This is a genomic window from Aliiroseovarius crassostreae (assembly GCF_001307765.1).
Lineage (GTDB): Bacteria > Pseudomonadota > Alphaproteobacteria > Rhodobacterales > Rhodobacteraceae > Aliiroseovarius > Aliiroseovarius crassostreae.
Genome location: NZ_LKBA01000006.1, coordinates 222,943 through 243,336 on the forward strand (window position 1 = coordinate 222,943; position 20,394 = coordinate 243,336).

21 protein-coding genes are annotated in these 20,394 nt (G+C 58.7%); 8 read left to right on the plus strand and 13 right to left on the minus strand.

Going from position 1 to position 20,394, the window contains the following annotated elements:
* Positions 1–134: 134 nt before the first annotated feature.
* The 11 genes from AKJ29_RS07355 to AKJ29_RS07400 all read right to left on the minus strand — a co-directional run bounded on the left by AKJ29_RS07355 (position 135) and on the right by AKJ29_RS07400 (position 10,758).
* Positions 135–605 carry a cytochrome c-type biogenesis protein gene (locus tag AKJ29_RS07355; RefSeq protein WP_409360020.1) on the minus strand — a complete coding sequence of 157 codons (471 nt, stop codon included), beginning with the start codon at positions 603–605 and terminating at the stop codon, positions 135–137.
* Positions 602–2,575, minus strand: coding sequence for a heme lyase CcmF/NrfE family subunit (locus AKJ29_RS07360; RefSeq protein ID WP_055189479.1), 1,974 nt, complete (start codon positions 2,573–2,575; stop codon positions 602–604). Before AKJ29_RS07360 ends, AKJ29_RS07355 begins: the two co-directional genes overlap by 4 nt.
* Before the next feature lie 117 nt (positions 2,576–2,692).
* Positions 2,693–3,115, minus strand: coding sequence for a hypothetical protein (locus tag AKJ29_RS07365; protein WP_055189481.1), 423 nt, complete (start codon positions 3,113–3,115; stop codon positions 2,693–2,695).
* Complete coding sequence (locus tag AKJ29_RS20310) at positions 3,112–3,237, minus strand: hypothetical protein (RefSeq protein ID WP_256415703.1); 126 nt, start codon at positions 3,235–3,237, stop codon at positions 3,112–3,114. The genes AKJ29_RS07365 and AKJ29_RS20310 overlap by 4 nt, the downstream gene beginning before the upstream one ends.
* Positions 3,234–3,425, minus strand: coding sequence for a hypothetical protein (locus AKJ29_RS07370; protein ID WP_055189483.1), 192 nt, complete (start codon positions 3,423–3,425; stop codon positions 3,234–3,236). The genes AKJ29_RS20310 and AKJ29_RS07370 overlap by 4 nt, the downstream gene beginning before the upstream one ends.
* Positions 3,415–4,014, minus strand: coding sequence for a holin family protein (locus AKJ29_RS07375; RefSeq protein WP_055189484.1), 600 nt, complete (start codon positions 4,012–4,014; stop codon positions 3,415–3,417). Before AKJ29_RS07375 ends, AKJ29_RS07370 begins: the two co-directional genes overlap by 11 nt.
* Entirely contained in the window at positions 4,005–4,616 is a 612-nt protein-coding gene (locus AKJ29_RS07380; RefSeq protein ID WP_055189486.1) for a holin-associated N-acetylmuramidase, read from the minus strand. The genes AKJ29_RS07375 and AKJ29_RS07380 overlap by 10 nt, the downstream gene beginning before the upstream one ends.
* A 65-nt stretch (positions 4,617–4,681) precedes the next feature.
* Entirely contained in the window at positions 4,682–5,125 is a 444-nt protein-coding gene (gene ccmE, locus AKJ29_RS07385; RefSeq protein WP_055190468.1) for a cytochrome c maturation protein CcmE, read from the minus strand.
* Positions 5,126–5,181: 56 nt separating this feature from the next.
* Positions 5,182–6,210 carry an N-acetyl-gamma-glutamyl-phosphate reductase gene (argC, locus tag AKJ29_RS07390; protein WP_055189488.1) on the minus strand — a complete coding sequence of 343 codons (1,029 nt, stop codon included), beginning with the start codon at positions 6,208–6,210 and terminating at the stop codon, positions 5,182–5,184.
* Positions 6,211–6,264: 54 nt separating this feature from the next.
* Entirely contained in the window at positions 6,265–7,077 is an 813-nt protein-coding gene (murI, locus tag AKJ29_RS07395; protein ID WP_055189490.1) for a glutamate racemase, read from the minus strand.
* A gap of 264 nt (positions 7,078–7,341) precedes the next feature.
* The gene (locus tag AKJ29_RS07400) at positions 7,342–10,758 is read right to left on the minus strand and encodes an indolepyruvate ferredoxin oxidoreductase family protein (protein WP_055189492.1); all 3,417 of its coding nucleotides are present in this window, start codon (positions 10,756–10,758) and stop codon (positions 7,342–7,344) included.
* Between the two features lie 210 nt (positions 10,759–10,968).
* Here AKJ29_RS07400 and AKJ29_RS07405 point away from each other — a divergent pair, with 210 nt between their 5' ends.
* The 6 genes from AKJ29_RS07405 (at position 10,969) to grxD (ending at position 15,929) form a co-directional block, all read left to right on the plus strand.
* Positions 10,969–11,862 (plus strand): LysR family transcriptional regulator, encoded by an 894-nt coding sequence (locus AKJ29_RS07405; RefSeq protein WP_055189494.1) that lies wholly within the window; start codon positions 10,969–10,971, stop codon positions 11,860–11,862.
* Between the two features lie 365 nt (positions 11,863–12,227).
* The gene (gene purL, locus AKJ29_RS07410) at positions 12,228–14,387 is read left to right on the plus strand and encodes a phosphoribosylformylglycinamidine synthase subunit PurL (RefSeq protein ID WP_055190470.1); all 2,160 of its coding nucleotides are present in this window, start codon (positions 12,228–12,230) and stop codon (positions 14,385–14,387) included.
* A complete protein-coding gene (locus AKJ29_RS07415) occupies positions 14,387–14,926 on the plus strand; it encodes a hypothetical protein (protein ID WP_055189496.1) in 540 nt (179 codons plus the stop codon). The genes purL and AKJ29_RS07415 overlap by 1 nt, the downstream gene beginning before the upstream one ends.
* Before the next feature lie 145 nt (positions 14,927–15,071).
* Complete coding sequence (locus AKJ29_RS07420) at positions 15,072–15,308, plus strand: BolA family protein (protein ID WP_055189497.1); 237 nt, start codon at positions 15,072–15,074, stop codon at positions 15,306–15,308.
* A 3-nt stretch (positions 15,309–15,311) separates the two neighbouring features.
* Positions 15,312–15,554, plus strand: coding sequence for a hypothetical protein (locus AKJ29_RS19240; RefSeq protein WP_139231317.1), 243 nt, complete (start codon positions 15,312–15,314; stop codon positions 15,552–15,554).
* Between the two features lie 12 nt (positions 15,555–15,566).
* A complete protein-coding gene (gene grxD, locus AKJ29_RS07425; protein WP_055189499.1) occupies positions 15,567–15,929 on the plus strand; it encodes a Grx4 family monothiol glutaredoxin in 363 nt (120 codons plus the stop codon).
* Between the two features lie 67 nt (positions 15,930–15,996).
* Here grxD and AKJ29_RS07430 read toward each other — a convergent pair whose 3' ends face one another.
* Together AKJ29_RS07430 and AKJ29_RS07435 are read right to left on the minus strand one after the other, a co-directional pair.
* Positions 15,997–16,383: a cell division protein ZapA gene (locus AKJ29_RS07430; RefSeq protein WP_055189501.1), complete on the minus strand. Its 387-nt coding sequence runs from the start codon at positions 16,381–16,383 to the stop codon at positions 15,997–15,999.
* Positions 16,376–16,894 carry a hypothetical protein gene (locus AKJ29_RS07435; RefSeq protein ID WP_055189502.1) on the minus strand — a complete coding sequence of 173 codons (519 nt, stop codon included), beginning with the start codon at positions 16,892–16,894 and terminating at the stop codon, positions 16,376–16,378. Before AKJ29_RS07435 ends, AKJ29_RS07430 begins: the two co-directional genes overlap by 8 nt.
* Positions 16,895–17,269: 375 nt before the next feature.
* Between AKJ29_RS07435 and tkt the strand changes: the two genes are divergently transcribed.
* Both tkt and AKJ29_RS07445 read left to right on the plus strand, forming a co-directional pair.
* Positions 17,270–19,294: a transketolase gene (gene tkt / locus AKJ29_RS07440; protein ID WP_055189504.1), complete on the plus strand. Its 2,025-nt coding sequence runs from the start codon at positions 17,270–17,272 to the stop codon at positions 19,292–19,294.
* Positions 19,295–19,517: 223 nt separating this feature from the next.
* Positions 19,518–20,393, plus strand: a complete 876-nt coding sequence (locus AKJ29_RS07445; protein WP_055189506.1) for a DMT family transporter — start codon at positions 19,518–19,520, stop codon at positions 20,391–20,393.
* Position 20,394 lies beyond the last annotated feature (1 nt).

Consider the following 20,394-nt stretch of genomic DNA (forward strand, 5'->3'; position numbering starts at 1 on the left):
CCAAGCGGACGGCAAAAAGGGGAACGTGACGGCACGCTCCCCTTTCTGCAATCAAACGGTCATTTGAACGAGGCTGATCGCCCGCCTAAAGTGTTTCAGGGCACCCCTGAAACACATGTTTGTGCCGAAACGCCTTAGCCCTCCATCAACTCTTCAAGGCGTCTGGCTTCATCCTTAGACAACCCGTCATCCTTTTCGCGTCCCTGTGCGCGGCGGCGCAGATAGATCACACCTGTGATCGCCGCGATCAGGAACAACACCGGCCCAGCCAGCCACAGCACAATATTTGCCCCGGTGGCGGTGGGTTTCATCAGCACATACTCGCCGTAGCGTTCAACGATGAAGGCGACCACTTCGCTGTTGCTGTCCCCTTCCACCAGACGCTCGCGCACCAGCAGACGAAGGTCTTTAGCGATTGCGGCATTGCTTTCGTCGATGTTCTCCCCCCGGCAGACCACGCAGCGCAGACCCGCCGAGATATCACGGGCCCGTTGTTCCAGCACCGGATCATCCAGCACTTCATCCGGGTTCACCGCCAGTGTTGGGGTCGCCAGACTGGCAAGAACCACGGCCGCGACAATCAGACGTTTGATACGGGTCATCATTCTGCGGGCACTCCTTTCGGGGCACGGGTTCGGGCAGCACCTGCCGCGACACGGAAACGGCGGTCGGACAAGCTGATCAGCCCCCCCAGCGCCATCAGCGTACAGCCGAACCAGATCCAGTTCACAAAGGGTTTGATAAAGGTGCGCACCGCCCAGCCTCCATCATCTTGAGGATCACCGATCACCACATAGATATCCCTCCAGAACCCGTTGGAAATCGCCGCTTCGGTGGTTGGCATCCCCTGCACCGGATAGACGCGTTTCTCAGGATTGAGCAACGCCACGGTCTCGCCTTCCTGCTCAATCCGAACGGTAGCCTTGGTGGAGATGTAGTTTGGTCCCGGCTCGCGGTTCACCTCTTCCAGCGTCACGGTATAGCCTGACACCTCAAACGGTTCCCCGACCATCGTGGTCCGGATATCTTCATATTGCCACGCTTCCAGCCCCGAGATCCCCATCATGGTCACCCCAAGCCCAACATGGGCGGCAAATTTGCCCCAATCTGCACGAGGCAGACGGGTGAGGCGTGACAAGCGCCCGGCAAGGGCCCCTCGTCCGGTGCGCCCCATGATATCGACAATAGAGCCCGCCACCAGCCAGGTTCCGAGGAACATGCCAATCGGCCCCAGCGCCGACTTTCCGGTCTGCATCGCCCAGATCAGGGTCAACACCGACAGCGCGGCAATCAACGCCGGGACAAGCTGCTTTACCACCCGACCCAGCTTTGCGCGTTTCCACGACAGCATGGCCCCTATTGGCAAGATCAGCGCAAGCACAACCATGAAGGGGATAAAGGCGGCATTGAAAAACGGTGCGCCAACCGAAACCTTGCGATCAAATATTTCGCCAATCAGCGGCCAGATCGTGCCGATGAAAACCACGATTGAGCTCACCGCGAGAAGCACATTGTTGAACACAAGCGCGCTTTCCCGGCTTACGATTGAAAAGACACCTTTCGCTTCCATTGCATTGGCGCGGGCGGCAAAGAGCGTCAGCGCACCACCGGTAAAGACAGCGAGGATCATCAAGATGAACACGCCACGTTCCGGGTCCGATGCAAAGGCGTGGACCGAGGTGATCACCCCCGAACGCACAAGGAATGTGCCGATAATCGAGAAGCCGAAGGCGAGGATTGCCAGAAGGATCGTCCAGCTTTTCAGGCTTTCGCGCTTTTCAACCACGATGGCGGAATGAAACAGGGCTGCGGCAAAGAGCCATGGCATGAAGGATGCGTTTTCCACCGGATCCCAGAACCAGAAACCGCCCCAGCCCAGCTCGTAATAGGCCCACCACGACCCCAGCGCGATGCCGATGGTCAGGAAAACCCAGGCCGCCAGCGTCCAGGGGCGCACCCAGCGGCCCCAAGAGGCGTCAATCCGGCCCTCGATCAGGGCAGCCACGGCAAAAGAGAACGCCATCGACAGACCCACATAGCCCAGATAGAGGAAGGGCGGGTGCATGGCGAGGCCGATATCCTGCAACAGCGGGTTCAGGTCCCGCCCATCAAAAGGCGGGCTTTCAAACCGCAGGAACGGGTTTGAGGTAAAGAGGATGAAGGCCAGAAACGCCACCGCAATTGCACTTTGCACCGACAGAACACGCGCCCGCAAGGTCAGCGGCAGGTTGCCCCCGAACCAGGCGGCCATCGCGCCGAAAAACGACACGCTCATCACCCACAGAAGCATCGAGCCTTCATGGTTGCCCCACACGCCCGAGATCTTGTAGATCATCGGTTTCGCGCTGTGCGAGTTGTAATAAACCAACTGCACCGAAAAATCTGAGGTCACAAACGCGTAGGTCAGCGCGCCGAACGCGACAACGAGAAACGCAAGCTGCAGCGTGGCTGCTGGCACTGCCAGCTCCATCCAGCTGCGCCAGCCCTTATGTGCCCCAATCAGTGGCACCACCATCTGGATGGTTGCCACGCCCAGCGCCATGATCAGCGCAAAATGTCCAAGTTCAGTAATCATGAGGCGAACCCTACTCCTTCTCGCGGGGACCGACCAGCCCCGTTAAGGATTTTGCCCTGCGGCAGCTGGTCACGCCGTTAACCGATGTGCCCGGTCCTTAAAACCGAAGAAACCCTTTCAGTTTATGATGTAAATCAAGCCCGACAGACACACCGCCCCGAGCACGGGCCATAAAAACATGGCTCCATGCAGTCCAAAGGACCGATTAATCACGGAAAAGTGTAGAAGGGCACCCACAAGATACAGGGCCAGGAACACGAAATGCGCCGGGCTTTCCGCCGCCCATGCAGGTTCCCCCAACACCGAGAAGATCCACCACCAGCCCAGAACCAGGCTGGCCCCGGACCAGCTATAGGCCATTCCCAGGGCAAGCGGCGTGGCACGCACCACGTAAAGCCACAGAAAGGTCAGCGAAATCATCAACCCCATCAGCGTGATCGCCCCATATCCGATCTGGTAAATCGCCTCGTATCCCGCCCAAAGATACCCCAGTTGCAACACTGCGGCGATCACCATCATCAACGCAAAGGCCTGTTTCATTTCTGCAAAACCTCTCGCACCACCACATCCAATTCGGCGGCGGCATGTTTGTTTCTTTCGATCGACTGGCGCAGCTTGGCGCCAAAAATCAGCTCTTTGAGAAGGGAAATCAGCCGGGTCATCGCTCGCGCCCTCCTGCCGGAAGGCGTTCGCGAATAATTGTGGTGATCTCGATCAGGATGGATGAGTTCTTGTCCAGCACAGCCCGCGTGGCCTGATCTTTCTGAAGATCCCGGTAAAGAAGGTAAAAAACCAAGAGCACCCAGGGGCCATGCTCTGACACAAGTTTCAGGATCAGGTCACTGCCCATCGCGCCCTCCCCCAGCTTTCACCCAATCCTGCAAAGCCGCATTGCCGGATACATCCACTGACCCGGATGGCACAGGGGGCAAAAGCGGGGCTGGTGGGGCATCCGCTTGCGTAGCATTTTGGCGCTGCAACCCCTCAAGAGCCCTCAAATTGGCCACAACCTGAGGCGTGCGCGCAAGCGACATGGCGATTTCCTGCTGGAACGCCTGCCCCTTCGCCTGGTGGCGCGCCCCGAAATAGAAACTCACAATTGCGCCCAGCAGCCACCAGAGCGGTTCCGGCACCAAAGCCACCCCCTGCATTCGGGAGGAAAACCAGACCGGATCCACCATTGCCGCCAGAAAAAGAGCCAGAGTCCCCAATGCAAGGGCCGGGCGCGGAAGCCGGTTCAGCCCATCCATAAACCGATCAAACCCGCCTTTGCGGGCCACCATGAACTCCGCCGCATAAGCCTCTAACGTGGCCTGATGCAAATCTGCATCGCGCGCGGCCCCGGCTTCGCGGTTTTCAACAAATACCTCTGCGGTATCCCGGATCACATTCCGATTGGCACCAAACAGAATGTTCAAAATGCCACCAATCAGCCCCATTTTTCGACCCTTTCCCGATGTTCCAGATTCGAAAGATGATATTTTTCCGAGATGAATTCCTCGGCCCGCGTGATCCATCCGCCTTTGCCCCCATCGCGGCGGCGCGCGTATTTGCGCGATTTCGGTCGCTGATCCGCAAGACGGTAATAATAGTTGCGCCGTTCGATCCCATACGCGTCTGCCAGATGGTCCGGGGCTGCGGCCATGGCCAGACGCACCGCGCGCAGGGAGCGCGGGCCAAGCACGCCGTCCACGGCAACGGCATAGCCCATCTTGCCCACCAACCGTTGCAGGATACGCACCGCGCTCCCGCCTGCATTCACATACATGTCAAACACGCTGGGCTGCAGCGGGGCCGGCAAATCTGCAATTCTGGGTCGGTGAAAATAATGGCGCACAAAGATCTCGCGCGCCTGATCGCGGGTCAGAGCCTTGACGTCCTGAGAGGTGATCTTTCCATCCCCGGTCAGATCAATCCCCAGCCCACGCATGGTGTTGAGGGTGACCCCGTATTTCGTCGCCCCGCCCGGATCATCGGGGTCATTCACATACCCGCCTTCGCGGGCAATGATTTCATCTGCAATCTCTTCAACGCTTTTCATCGGGCCTCGCCCCCGTTACCTGAAACGGGGACAAGGATCGTTAAATTACGTTAAGATTGTTGAAATCAGGAGTTCGGATCCACGTAGACCCCGGTTTCCTTGAGGCTGTCGACCACCTCTTTGGGCATGTAATCCTCGTCATGTTTGGCGAGGATCTCCGACGCTTCGAACACGCCGTCCACATAGGTTCCGGTGCCGATCATGCCCTGGTTCTCAGCAAAAAGATCCGGCAGCACCCCGGTGAAACGCACCGGCACAATCTCCCCCCCATCGGTGACCGAGAAGCTGACCGTCTCGCCCTGACCGCGCACAATCGAGCCTTCGGTGACGAGACCACCCATGCGGAAAACCTCGTTAGAAGCGGGCGGTTCGGCAATCACTTCGCTGGGGGACCGGTAATAGTTGATCCCGTCTTGCAGCGCGTAGCCGATCAGACCCGTTGCAATAGCAAGTGCCACAAAAGCCAGAACGATGATCTGGATCCGGCGGGTTTTCTTTAGGTTCTTCATCCCAGCCATAGCGGGACACTCCTTTTTTCTGTTCGCGTGCGGGCGAGCGGCGGGCCTTATGGAAAGACCGGCACCAGCTCAAGTCCCGTGGTTTCTTTTTCACCGAGCATCAGGTTGGCATTCTGCAGGGCCTGTCCTGACGATCCCTTGCACAGGTTGTCCAAGGCCGAGACGACCAAGGCGCGACCGGGAACGCGGTCGCCGACCACCCCAAGATGGCATTGGTTCGAGCCCATCACCTGCCCCATGCCGGGCAATTGGCCCATCGGTAACACGGTCACAAACGGCTCGTCTTGATATTGCTCAACAAGTGCTGCGTGTATCGCTTCCGGGTCGCCCTGCACATAGCAATCGGCCAGAATGCCCCGGTTCACAGGCACCAGATGAGGGGTGAACATGATCCGCACCTCACGCCCTGCGAGCAGGGAAAACTCCTGGTCAAACTCGCCCAGATGGCGGTGTTTTCCGCCCTGCGCATAGCCCAGAACATCGGTCGAGCGTTCGGCAAACAACATGTTTTCCTTCAACGCCCGCCCAGCACCCGAAATACCGTTTTTCAGGTCGCAGATAATCGTGTCCAGATCCACCAACCCCTTGGAAATCAAGGGGCGCAGCGCAAATTGCACCGTTGCGGCATTGCAGCCGGTTCCTGCCACCAAACGCGCATCTTTGATCTCATCGCGGTAAAACTCGGTCAGGCCGTAGACCGCGGTTTTCTGCAGCTCGATGGCCACATGTTCGGCCCCATACCATTTTTCGTATTCCGCCGGATCACGCAGCCGGAAATCAGCGCCCAGATCAACAATCTTCACGTTTTCGGGAAGATCACGCACCAGCGCCTGGCTAAGCCCGTGGGGAAGGGCCGCGAAGGCCAGATCCACCTTGGAAAAGTCGATTTCATCCATCTTGACCAGTTTCGGCAGATCCAGATGACGCAGATGAGGATAGACCTCAGCCATCTCCATCCCCGCCTTACGATCTGCGGAGAGGGCGACAATTTCCATCGTCGGATGGGTGGCGATCAGCCGGACCAGTTCAGCGCCGGTATAGCCGGACGCGCCAAGAATAGCGATTTTATGGGTCATCACGACCTCCTTGCGAGTTGGGAATGATCTAATCGTTTTTACGACAGCCTTCAATCAGGCGGCTTCAAACGTGATCTTTCGTCGCAAGAACTGGGTGGCACGCGAGGAGACCTGCGCGGGGCTGCCCGTGGTCAGGAACTTGCTTTCCGTGCCCGCGCCCTTCATCTCCGGATGCCGGTCCAGATAATCTGCCAGGCTTTCCGCCACCAGACCGGCCTGACTGAACACTTTGACATCCGGGCCAAGTGCCGCCTGAAATTCCTTTTCCATCAAAGGGTAATGGGTGCAGCCCAGAATGGCGGCCTCGGGATTTGGCATTTTCCGTTTCAGCGCATCCACATGCGAGTGCACCAGCGCCTCTGCCAGGATCATGTCGCCTTCTTCAATGGCATCAACCACACCGCCACAGCTCTGCGCCTCGACATCCACACCGATGGCGCGGAACGCGAGTTCGCGCTGAAACGCGCGGCTGGCCACGGTGGCAGGGGTAGCAAACAGCGCCACATGTTTGGTTTCCACTTCACGCGGCGGCGTGTTGTCGCCCCAGGATCGTTCCGTCAGCGCCTCGATCAGCGGCACAAACACGCCCAACACCCGCTTATTGGGTGGGATCCAGCTTTCCTGCATCCGGCGCAGGGCAGCGGCCGAGGCGGTGTTACAGGCGAGAATCACCAGGTCACAGCCCTCTTCCCACAGTCGCGCCACCGCCTTTGTGGTCAGGTCATAGACGTCATCTGCATCGCGCACCCCGTAAGGCGCATGGGCATTGTCCCCGAAATAGACAAAATCGACATCTGGCAAGCGTTTGGTCACCGCATCCAACACTGTCAGACCACCCAGTCCCGAATCGAACACCCCTACTGCCATCTGTCTTATCCTTGTACTTGTTTTGCGAAAGCGTCTCGACTTTAGCCTGAGACAGGGAAAAGTCGAAACACTGTCAGAGATATCAAGGTCATAGGCGTTTCGGAATAACGATGTGTCACAAGTTTATCCCGAAGCGCTTCAGCCCCGGCCCCCGCAACGCGAAGGCCATGGTTCAAGGATTATGTCCGTTTGAACAGGAAATCCATCGCGGATTTACCTCAACGCGGGCGAGAGCGCCAACAGGCTGGGATTTCAGCCCGCAGATCACTCCGCGGCCTGAACCTGCCCCCCTGCACCGAACAGTCGCTGCAGCAGATTTTCCCGTTTCTTACCGGCTTTTGCGACATTTTCCGCCTTCACCGGGCCAAAGCCGCGAATATCCATCGGAAGCTCTGCCAACGCTTTGACAAGCGGCAGGTTGTCGTCGTTCAAAATCGCAAAGGCCCGCCCCATGTCCTCTTCGAACTGGGCAATCAACCCGCGTTCCATCTGGCGCTCTTCGGACCAGGCAAACACATCCCAGGCCGTGCCACGCAGGAATTTCAATCGGGCCAGCATCGGGGCAAGCCGCTCAAACCACGTGCCAAAGGCGCGTTTGCGCGGGCGACCATTCGGGTCGGTGCCGCCCAGGATCGGTGGGGCCAGATGGTAGGTCAGTTTCAGATCGCCATCAAACTCGGCATGCGCCTTGGTCTTGGTGTCACACAACAGCCGCGCCACTTCATATTCATCCTTATACGCCAGAAGCTTGTGATAGCTCAGCGCCACCGCCTCGCGCAGCTCCGCCGGGGCGCGCTCGACAAAAGCACGGTAACGGGCGGCGTAGTTTTCATTTTGGTACGCGGTCAGGTGCTCCACCCGGAAATTGATCTTTTCGTCCAGCGTCTGGGGCAGTTTGACAACATCGCCCTGCAGATAACCGGAGGCCTGTTCGGGATAAAGCACCGCCCAGCGCCCGATTTCAAAGGCGCGCTTGTTGCGCTCCGGCGCCTGACCATTGAGGTCAATGGCCTGCATCAGCGCCTCATGGGTCAGCGGCACATTGCCCGCCTGCCAGCTCGCCCCCAGCACCATCATGTTGGAGAAGATGCTGTCCCCCATCAGAACCCGGGCCAGCTCGCTCGCGTCAAACATGTGCAACTGGTCGCGAAGGCGCGCCTCAAGGGACAGGCGCAGCTGATCCCCCGGCAAGGTGAAATCCTTGTTGCGCGTGAACTCACCCGTCACGGTTTCATGGCTATCCACCACCGCCCCGGTGCGACCGGTTTTGGTCAGGCCAAGCGTGGTGGAGGCGGCGGACACGACAAGTTCGCACCCGATCAGCGCATCCAGCTCCCCTGTTGCCACCCGGATGGCCGAGATATCTTCGGGCCGTTCTGCCAGCCGCAGATGCACCGTGACAGCGCCGCCTTTCTGGGCAAGGCCGGCCATTTCCATCATGCCCGCGCCTTTGCCGTCGATATGTGCAGCCTGTGCTAAAATGGCCCCGATGGTGACAACACCCGTGCCGCCCACACCGGTGATCACCGTGTTGAAGGTGCCGTTGATCGCCGGCAAGACCGGGCTGGGCAGATCCGGCAGGTCCAGCGCAGCGGTTGCAGCCTTTTTGATCTTTGCCCCCTCGATGGTGACAAAGCTGGGGCAGAACCCGTTCACACAGGAGAAATCCTTGTTGCAGGACGACTGGTCAATGGCACGTTTGCGCCCCAGCTCAGTGTCAACCGGCACAATCGACACGCAGTTCGACTGCACCCCGCAATCGCCACAGCCTTCGCAAATATCGGTATTGATGAAGACCCGCTTGTCAGGATCGGGAAAGAGGCCGCGCTTGCGACGGCGACGCTTTTCAGCAGCACATGTCTGAATATAGAGGATGACCGACACCCCCTTGATATCCCGGCATTTCTTTTCGATCGCCAGAAACTCATCGCGGGTATGAAAACTCAGCCCCGCAGGGAACTGACCGACTTCCACATCTTCCTTGTCGTCATAGACCACAAAGATATTCTGCACGCCCATCGCCTGCACTTCACGCGCGATGCGCACCGCGTCCAAACCGCCTTCATTGGTCTGGCCCCCGGTCATGGCCACCGCGTCATTGAACAGGATCTTGTAGGTGATCGTGGTCCCGGCCGCGAGCGCCGCCCGGATCGCCAGAATGCCTGAGTGGTTATAGGTGCCATCGCCGAGGTTCTGGAACACGTGCCCGGTCTTGGAAAACGGCGCCTCGCCAATCCAGTTGGCCCCTTCCCCCCCCATCTGCGTAAAGCCAACGGTAGAGCGGTCCATCCACTGCACCATGTAGTGGCAGCCAATCCCCGCATAGGCGCGCGATCCATCCGGGACGCGGGTCGAGCTGTTATGCGGGCAACCGGAACAGAAATAGGGCAGTCGCGCCGCCAGTTGCGGGGCGTTATCCGCCTGTTTTGCCCTGCCAATTTCCGCAAGACCCGCCTTGACGGCATCGGTGCCACGCCCCTCGTCGATCAGGATCTGGCCAAGCTTTTCGGCAATCATGATCGGGTCCAGCGCATACCGGGTCGGGAACAGTTCGATCGGCTTGCCGCCCTCGGTCAGCTCGCCTTTATGCCAACCGTAAACGCGACGCCCCTGGCGCTTGTCAAAGATGGCCTCCTTGATCTGGACCTCAATCAGTTTCCGCTTTTCTTCAACTACAACAATAAGATCGAGGCCATCGGCCCATTCTTCAAAACTGGTCATGTCCAGTGGGAAGGTCTGACCGATCTTGTAGGTGGTGATCCCAAGACGTTCTGCCTCGTCCCCATCAACGCCCAGCAGGTTCATTGCATGCACCAGATCAAGCCAGTTCTTGCCCGCCGCGACAAAACCGATCTTGGCACCGGGTTTGCCCCAGACGCGGCGGTCAATCTTGTTGGCGCGCGCATAGGCCTCTGCGGCAAACCGCTTGCAGTCAATCATCCGCGCTTCCTGCGCAACCGGTGCGTCGCCCAGACGGATATTCAGCCCCCCTTCGGGCATATCAAAGGACGGGATGACCAGCTGCATACGATCCGGACGCCCATCCACGACAGAGGTGGCCTCAACCGTATCCTTCATCACTTTCAGACCGGCCCAGACCCCGGCAAAGCGGCTCAGACCATAACCATAGATGCCGTAATCAAGGATTTCCTGCACACCTGCGGGGGACAGAACCGGAATATAGGCGTCCACCATCGCCCAGTCCGACTGGTGCAGCACGGTCGAGCTTTCCCCCGTGTGGTCATCCCCCATTGCCATCAGCACACCGCCATGAGGCGATGATCCCGCCATGTTGGCATGGCGCATGACATCCCCGGTGCGATCCACCCCCGGCCCCTTGCCATACCACAACCCAAAGACGCCATCATAGGCGCCTTCGCCTCGCAGCTCAGCCTGCTGACTGCCCCAAAGGGCGGTGGCGGCAAGGTCCTCATTCAGCCCAGGTTGAAACAGGATATCGTTTTCTTTCAAAAGCTTGTCAGACCGCCCCATCCACAGGTCAACACCCCCCACCGGTGAGCCGCGATAGCCGGAAACCAGACCAGCCGTTTTCAGCCCCGACCGGCGGTCGCGCTCCTTCTGCATCAACATCAAGCGCACCAACGCCTGCGTGCCATTGAGCAGCACATGCTCTTTGGACAGATCGAACCGGTCATTCAGCGTCACGTCTGGCTTGCCCATGGCACCCTCCCTTGGAGTCGTGGTTTTATTGGGTTGCGGTCTTGTTGATCTACATTTTAGGTCACAATGCCTGACCTTTCAATTGTTTTATTTCCGCCACGCTTGTGCTTTTCACAGAAAAATTGTCGGATTAAACATTGGTTTCCTGGGCATTTCCCGCGATAACTTCTGGCAAGTTAAATATGCGAACAACATACGGATCCTTACCTGATGGATTGGGACAAGCTCAGAATATTTCATGCAGTGGCTGATGCAGGGTCCCTAACCCATGCTGGCGATGCGCTGCACCTGTCTCAATCTGCGGTGTCGCGCCAAATACGCGCGCTGGAAGAAAGCCTGAACGCAACCCTGTTTCATCGCCACGCGCGCGGACTGATTCTCACCGAACAGGGCGAGCTGCTGTTCGAGGCCACCAATGCCATGAATCACCGGCTGGAAGCCGCAGTGGCGCGCATTCGTGACAGCAAGGAAGAGGTCTATGGCGAGCTGCGCGTGACCACCACAACCGCTTTCGGATCGCTCTGGCTCGCGCCGCGCCTGCCGAAATTCTATGAGAAATACCCGGACCTGACCATTGACCTGATGCTTGAGGAGCGGGTGCTTGACCTGCCGATGCGCGAGGCTGACGTGGCCATCCGCATGAAAGAACCCAGCCAGGCCGACCTCATTCGCAAGCGCCTGATGGATGTCCACATGCGCCTTTATGCATCCCCCGGCTACCTGGAAAGCCATGGCACACCAGAGAGTTATGATGACCTGACCAAGCACAAGATCATCTGCCAAAGCACCTCTGCTCACCAGGTCTCTGCCGGTGCGGCCCTGGTCAAGCAACTGATCGCCTACGGCGTCAGCTCCAGCCTGACCGTGAACAATTACTTCGGCGTGCTGCAAGCCACACTGAACGGTTTGGGCATTGGCGTTTTGCCAGATTACATCATCGAGGATTTCCCGGAACTGCAGCGGGTTTTGCCGCAGGCCGAAAGCAAGGACATCCCGGTTTACCTCGCCTATCCAGAAGAATTGCGCCAATCCCAGCGCATTGCGGCCTTCCGGGATTTTGTCACTGAGGAAATCATCGCACAGCGCAAACGCGAAAAAGCCTGACCTTTCAGCGAATTGAAATCCACCCGTGTCAGATATTTGCGATAGCTATGCATGAGGCGCATAGCCGCAATGCGGCATTTACCCTTGTCACCCAGGTATTCAAGGCCTAAATCAGGCTCAAAGCCGATCATGGGCACTTGCCCTTCGGCTTTTACCTCCCTGTTGGACTTGGCCGGGCTATGCCCGGCCTTTTTTTTTGACCCCACCTCCCACAGCAACAATTTGCGGTGTTATCGCCGCAACTCGACAAATCCCCTGTTGAGCAGGCTTCCCACGCGCCCTCTTTTCCCATATGAGATGCCGCAACTGCCATTGCGCCCGCCACATGACCCAGGTGGGACGCGCCAAAAGGGGACATGCGCCAGATGCAAGAGCCAGCGATCACCACAGATCTCATCGAAGCCCACGGGCTCAAGCCGGATGAATATGAGCTCATTCTGGAAATCATCGGACGCGAGCCGAGCTTCACCGAACTTGGTATTTTCTCGGCCATGTGGAACGAGCACTGTTCCTACAAGTCCTCCAAGAAATGGCTGCGCACCCTGCCCACCGAAGGCCCGCAGGTGATCTGCGGTCCCGGCGAAAACGCGGGCGTGGTGGATATTGGCGACGGTCAGGCAGTCATCTTCAAGATGGAAAGCCACAACCACCCATCTTACATCGAACCTTATCAGGGCGCGGCCACCGGTGTGGGCGGCATCCTGCGCGACGTGTTCACCATGGGCGCCCGTCCGATTGCGGCGATGAACGCGCTCTCCTTTGGTGAGGTGGATCACCCGAAGACCAAGACGCTGGTCAATGGCGTGGTCGAAGGCATCGGTGGCTATGGCAACTGTTTCGGCGTGCCGAATGTGGGCGGCGAAGTGCGCTTCCACCCGGCCTATAATGGCAACTGCCTTGTGAACGCCTTTGCGGCGGGCCTGGCGGACGCCGACAAGATCTTCTACTCAGCGGCCTCAGGCGTCGGGATGCCCGTTGTGTATCTGGGGGCGAAAACCGGCCGTGACGGCGTGGGCGGCGCCACGATGGCGTCAGCCGAATTTGACGACACGATCGAGGAAAAGCGCCCCACCGTGCAGGTAGGCGACCCGTTCACCGAAAAACGCCTGATGGAAGCGACGCTGGAGCTGATGCAGACCGGCGCGGTGATTTCGATCCAGGATATGGGGGCTGCTGGCCTGACCTGTTCGGCCGTTGAAATGGGTGACAAAGGCGGGCTGGGCGTCAAGCTCAACCTCGAAGACGTGCCGCAGCGCGAAGAGAACATGACCGCTTACGAGATGATGCTCTCGGAAAGCCAGGAACGCATGTTGATGGTGCTGAACCCCGACCTGGAAGACGCAGCCCGCGCGGTCTTTGAAAAATGGGATCTGGACTTTGCTATCGTGGGCGAAACCCTGCCGGAAGACCGCTTCCTGATCATGCATAATGGCGAGGTGAAAGCCGATCTGCCGCTGTCGCCGCTGTCTGGCCGTGCGCCTGAATATGACCGCCCCTGGGTGGAAACTCCGCAGGCCGAGGAACTGGCCGACGTGCCGGAGATCGACGGCATCGACGGGCTGAAAGCGCTGCTGGGTTCACCCAACTATGCCGCCAAGAACTGGGTTTATGAGCAATATGACCACATGGTGATGGCCGACACGGTGCGCGCACCGGGTCTGGGCGCGGGCATCGTGCGGGTGCATGGCACCAACAAGGCACTGGCGTTCACCTCGGATGTGACGCCGCGCTACGTGCGCGCCAACCCGCTTGAAGGTGGGCGTCAGGCGGTGGCAGAGGCCTATCGCAACCTGACCGCCGTGGGGGCCAAACCGCTGGCCACCACCGACAACCTGAACTTCGGCAACCCGGAAAAGCCCGAAATCATGGGTCAGTTCGTGGGCGCAATCAAAGGTATCGGAGAGGCCGTGGCTGCGCTGGATGTGCCCATCGTGTCCGGCAACGTCTCGCTTTACAATGAAACCGACGGTCAGGCGATCCTGCCCACCCCGACCATTGGTGCCGTGGGGCTGATTGAAGATCTCGATCACCTGATCTGCGGTGATGCCCGCGACGGTCACGTGGCGATGATGGTGGGTGACATGGTTGGCCACCTTGGCCAATCCGCCCTGCTGGCGGAAGTGTTCAACCGCGAAGACGGCGATGCACCCCATGTGGATCTTGAGGCCGAGAAGAGAAACGGTGAGTTCATCCGTGCAAACCGTGACCTGATCAAGGCCTGCACTGACATTTCCGATGGCGGTCTGGCCATGGCGGCTTTTGAAATGGCAGAGGCCGGGAATGTTGGTGTTCAGCTGGACATGGCAGACACGCCGACCCTCTTTGGCGAGGATCAGGGCCGCTATCTCGTTGCGCTGAACTTTGATCAGGCGGAAGCCCTGATGATTGCCGCAGGCCAGGCCGGGGTCAAACTCACCTCGGTGGGCCGCTTCACCGGCGACACTGTAAAACTGGGCAGCTCGGAAGCGTCTTTGGAAGACATGCGCGAGATTTACCGCACAGGTTTCGACAAGGCCCATCGTTGATGTCACCTGCAAACACGGGGGGGGCCATTCCGGCCCTCACCGCCGACTGTCAGGCCTGCATGGGCATCTGCTGTGTGGCCCCCAGTTTTGAAAAAAGCGCGGAATTTGCCCTGTCAAAACCCGCGCTGACCCCCTGCCCGCATCTGACCGACCGGGACCGTTGCAAGATCTATCGCAATCTTGAATGGCACGGGTTTTCTGCCTGTGAAAAATTCGACTGCAAAGGGGCGGGGCAATATCTGACCCAGGTGGTTTACCCGGGCAAGTCCTGGCGCGACAACCCGGAGCAAAAGGCCGCCATGGCCGAAAGCTATCGCCGCCTGCGCCGGGTGCATGACCTGCTTGAGATCTTCACCCTTGCGAAATCCCTGCCACTTGACGCGGATCAAGAGGCGGCCCGGCAGGCCGCCCTATCGTCGCTGACACCGGAGGAAGCATGGAGTGAGGAGAGCCTGAAAAGATCTGAAGCAGATGGATTGTTTGGTCGCTTGCAGAATGTGCTTGCCACATTCCGATCCGCTTACGCACGCAAACCGTGAAGATGGCAAAACCAGTTTTCTAGTTTTCTAGCGAAGTCCATCCTCCACCGGTCGCGGGCAAGCGCAAATCTCGCTTCTTGCTTGAAGCCCCTGCCCCGCATGCCTAAATTCATCCCAACAACTGCTTAAACAAGGATCCCGCCACATGGCCATGGAAGCGCAACAAATCGAAGACCTGATCCGCGCAGGTTTTCCTGACGCCAAGATCACCATCACCGACCTGGCTGGCGACGGCAATCACTGGGCGGCAGAAGTGGTGGACGAGAGCTTTCGTGGCATGAACCGTGTGCAACAGCAACGCGCGGTGAACGCAACGGTGAAAGCACAGATCGATTCAGGTGAATTGCACGCGCTGGCGCTGACCACCAAGGCACCGGAGTAACAGGTGTTCTCCTTCGACATCATTGCCCCGCTCCTGCTGTTACTTGCAGGAGGTGTCACGGTGATTGCAGTGGTGGAATACCGAAGAAAGCGCAAAAACCGCTCCCATCGAAAAGGCGCCACCCCATCGCAAAACAGCTCACTTGTTGGCGGCGGAGTGATTTCAAACCATGGTGGACATACGCATCATATCGCGGTGCCCCGCGACCCACAGGACTACACAAGGGCGATGAGCCCGAAGAAGTAAGGACAACGACATATGACCGACGCAAAAACCCAAATCGATGAACTCGTCAAATCCAACGACGTTGTGCTCTACATGAAAGGCACCAAGGACATGCCGCAATGCGGGTTTTCCTCCCGCGTGGCTGGTGTGCTGAACTTCATGGGGGTGGACTACACCGATGTGAACGTGCTGGCAGATGAGGAAATCCGCGCAGGCATCAAGGAATATTCCGACTGGCCGACCATCCCGCAGCTTTACGTCAAAGGCGAATTTGTCGGCGGCTGTGACATCATCACCGAGATGACCCTGTCAGGCGAGCTGGACACGCTCTTTGACGACAATGGCGTGACCTATTCGAAAGAAGCGGCCGATAAGATCCGCGAAGCCAACGCATAATCTTGACCTCACCAAACAAGAAAAGGCGCTCAGATCTGAGCGCCTTTTCTTGCGACTGTCAGGGGGTTTAACCCGCTGTTTTTTCTTCCACGGCTGCGGCCATTGCCTCGGCGCGCGCGGCGATCTCGGCCAATGTATCGGTCACGCTCGACGGCACCACGGGCACCTCAACCTTGACCGGTTCCGCATTTTTCAAAGATGAAATTTCTGCCTGAAGATCAGCGATCTTCTTTTCCGCGTCTTTCAGCTTGTCATCCATGCCTGCCGTTTTGTCCGCCAGCATCAAGCCGGACATCAGCAACATCCGGCTTTCGGTCAGATTATTGATCTGCGACACCAACACCGAGGCTTCGGCATCCAGCATAGCCGCAGCCGATTTCAGGAAATGCTCTTCCCCCTCCTGGCAGGCGACTTCAAATCCACGACCACCGATTTTGATCACGACATCAGGCATCCATATTCTCCTGAGTTTGGGCCGCTTCCGCCTGCTGGGTTTCCGCTTTTGATATCAGGCTGTTCAGCTCACCCAGAACCGCATTCAGCTCGGTCCGGTCCGCCGTCTGCGCCGCACGCAGCCCTTCCAGCTCTGCCATCATCGACTTGTTGATCAGATGGGGTTCCACCACGCCCTGATTGGCCGCCTCACGCAAAGCATCATTATTGAGGCGCAGATCCGCGTTGACCTGGCGCAGCTTGGCAAGCGCCTTTTCCTCGCTCGCCAGCAGTGCAGTCAAACGCTCCACCTCTGCAGACAGCGCCTGAACAGTGCTGTCCTGTTTTTCCTTGATTGCCTTCACACGCTCTTCCAGCTGCGCATTCACGATGCGCTCATCTTCCAGTGCGGCGCTCAGCCGGGCAACCTCGTCACTTTGATCCGGCTTGGCGGGAGTAAGCGTGTCAATCCCTGCACCAATCCGTTCCAACGCGGTGGTGATGCGGGTCTCCAGTTCGGAAATATCGCTCATGCTCGTCCTTGTTCACTCTGCCCTGTTCAAATCACTTTCCCTTGCACGCGGCACTACTAAAGGCGAATCGTTGCGCGCCGAGGGCTTAGTCATTCCATGATGACTTCCGTTTTAGCCGATGAGAAGAAATTATAAAACGTCTGTTCCAATGACGCCCCGCCTGATCAGCGAAAATCACCGGAAAACCGGGGAAAAACCTGTTTCCAATTGACGATAAAGCACTTTCCAACCCGGTTTTTCGCGCAAACTGTGGCCCGGACACCCCCCAGCCCGTGTTCCGTCCTTCCTTGCGTCCGGTTTGCCACAGCTTGGCTTGACCCGCCCAAAATGGCTGTTAAACCCGTCGCAACTCTACTTAGCCAAAGGATCTGGGCCTTGGATATCGCAACCCTTCGCAAAAACCATCCCGACCACTGGAACAAGGCTGCGGCCATCCGTGCGCTGACGCTTGACGCGGTGGCGGCGGCCAATTCCGGTCACTCCGGCATGCCGATGGGCATGGCTGACGTGGCGACAGTCCTGTTCGAAAATCACCTGAAATTCGACGCCTCACAGCCGCGTTGGGCGGACCGTGACCGGTTCATCCTGTCGGCGGGCCACGGCTCGATGCTGATCTATTCGCTGCTTTATCTTACCGGTTACGAAGACGTGACGCTGGAGCAGATCAAGAACTTCCGCCAATGGGGCGCGATCACGGCTGGTCACCCGGAATATGGCCATGTGTCGGGGGTGGAAACCACCACTGGCCCGCTGGGTCAGGGTATTTCCAACGCCGTGGGCTTTGCCATGGCCGAAGAAATCCAGCGCGCCCGCTACGGCAAAAAAGTCGTGGATCACTACACTTACGTGATCGCCGGCGACGGTTGCCTGATGGAAGGCGTGAGCCAGGAAGCCATCGGCCTGGCTGGCCGTCACGAGCTGGGCAAGCTGATTGTGCTTTGGGACAACAACGACATCACCATCGACGGCAAGGTGTCCCTGTCCGATCGCACTGATCAGGTTCAGCGGTTCAAAGCCTCGGGCTGGCATGTGATTGAAATCGACGGGCACAACCCCGAAGAAATCGACGCGGCCATCACCAAAGCCAAAACCACCCAAAAGCCATCGATGATCGCGTGTAAAACGCATATCGCCCTGGGTCACGCCGCACAGGACACCTCCAAAGGCCATGGCGCGCTGACCGATGCGGAGCAGCTTAAAGCTGCGAAAGAAGCTTACGGCTACCCGCTTGAGCCCTTCGCGGTTCCCGCCAATGTGAAAGCAGCCTGGGAAGCCATCGGCGCACGTGGCGTGGCCGATCGCGAAGCCTGGGAAGCCCGCTTTGCCGAGATTTCCGAGCGCAAACAGGGCGAGTTCAATCGCGCCTATGCCCTTGAAGCTCCTAAGAAATTGTCGGCTGTCATCCGCCAGCTGAAAAAACAGGTCGCCGAGGAGCAGCCCAAGGTCGCAACCCGCAAATCGTCCGAAATGGCGCTGGCTGTGATCAACCCGGTGATGCCGGAAACCGTGGGTGGCTCGGCTGACCTGACCGGGTCGAACAACACAAAAACCGGCGATCTGGGCGTGTTCGACACCGACAACCGCAAAGGCCGTTATGTCTATTGGGGCATCCGTGAACACGGCATGGCAGCGGCGATGAACGGCATGGCGCTGCATGGCGGCATGCGCCCCTATGGCGGCACGTTCTTCTGCTTCACCGACTATGCGCGCCCCTCGATGCGTCTGGCGGCGCTGATGGGCATTCCGACCGTGTTTGTGATGACCCATGACAGCATTGGCGTGGGTGAAGATGGCCCGACCCACCAGCCGGTGGAACACCTGTCGATCTGCCGCGCAACCCCGAACAGCTTCACCTTCCGCCCGGCCGACACGGCTGAAACCGCAGAGGCGTGGGAGATTGCCCTGAGCGAAAAAACCACCCCGTCCACCATGGTTCTGACCCGTCAGAACCTGCCGACGCTGCGCACCGAGTACAAGCAGAAAAACCTTGTTTCTCAAGGGGCTTACGTGCTGGCCGATGCGGAATGCGGCAAGCGTCAGGTGATCCTGATCGCCACCGGGTCCGAAGTGTCCCTGGCGATGGAAGCGCGGGCCGCGCTTGAAGCCCAGGGCATCGGCACCCGCGTGGTCTCCATGCCCTGTATGGAGCTGTTTGCCCAGCAGGACGAGGCGTATCGCCGTAAAGTTCTGCCCGCTGGCCCCGTCCGTGTGGGCGTGGAAGCGGCTGTGCGCGATGGCGGCTGGGATCGTTGGCTTCTGGGCGAGCGTGGACGCGAAGCGAAGCAGGCATTTGTCGGCATGGACGGCTTCGGCGCATCAGCCCCGGCAGACGTGCTGTATGAGAAGTTTGGCATCACCTCTGACAACGTGGTCGAGACGGCAAAAACCCTGCTCGGCTAAGGCTGCAAATCCTTGCTGAAAAACCCGGACGCCCCGCCGACAGGTTGGGGCGTCTTTTCTTGGAAAGTTTAAACTTTGTCGGGCCCTGAAACCGGAAAGTTTAAACTTTTCCGCCGCCAAAATTCGAAAAATTAAAGTTTTCAGACATGATCACAGGGGTTTTCGCTTCCCCTTCCCGCCCTGATCAGACAGGTTGAAACCTGTCTGACTGCAGGACCCCAAGATGCCTCCCTCCCTTTCCAAAAACCTGCGCGATAATTTACGGGGTGCGCTGTTCATGGTGTTTTCCATGGGCGCCTTTGCGCTGGAGGACATGGCCCTGAAGGCCGCCGCCCGCGACATCCCGATCGGTCAAGCGGTGGCGCTGTTTGGCGCCGCAGGAATGGTGATTTTTGCCCTAATGGCGCGTGCGCAGGGACAACGGATCTTTCACCCGGATCTGCTGTCCCCGGTGCTGATCTGGCGGTCGCTGTTTGAGATTTCCGGGCGCTTGTTTTACGCGCTGGCCATTGCGTTGACCCCGCTGTCGAGCGCCTCGGCCATCCTGCAGGCCACGCCCCTGGTGGTGGCGCTGGGGGCCGTTGTGGTTTTTGGTGAGCGGGTCGGTCTGCGCCGCTGGATGGCCATTGCCATGGGGTTTGTCGGCGTTCTGATGATCCTGCGACCGGGGCTGGACGCGTTTGACCCGCTGTCGGGTTTTGCCGTTCTGGGCATGCTGGGCTTTGCCGGGCGCGATCTGGCAACGCGGGCCAGCCCCGTGTCGATGTCTTCCGCACAATTGGGCGTGGCCGGGTTTGCGGTGCTGACGCTGGCGGGAGTGGTTTTGATCAGCTTTGGCGGTGTCGCACGCCCGACCCCTGCCAGCCTTGGTTTTGTGGCGATGGCCAGTGTCATCGGGGTTCTGGCTTATGCGGCGCTTACCCGTGCGATGCGGGTCCGAGAGATGTCGGTTGTGACGCCGTTTCGCTATTCCCGGCTGCTTTTTGCGCTGATCCTGGGCATCACGGTGTTTGGCGAGCAACCGGATCTGATGACGCTGCTGGGGTCTTTGGTGATTGTCTCAAGCGGGGTGGTTTTGTTACATAAGCGTGCAAGATAGT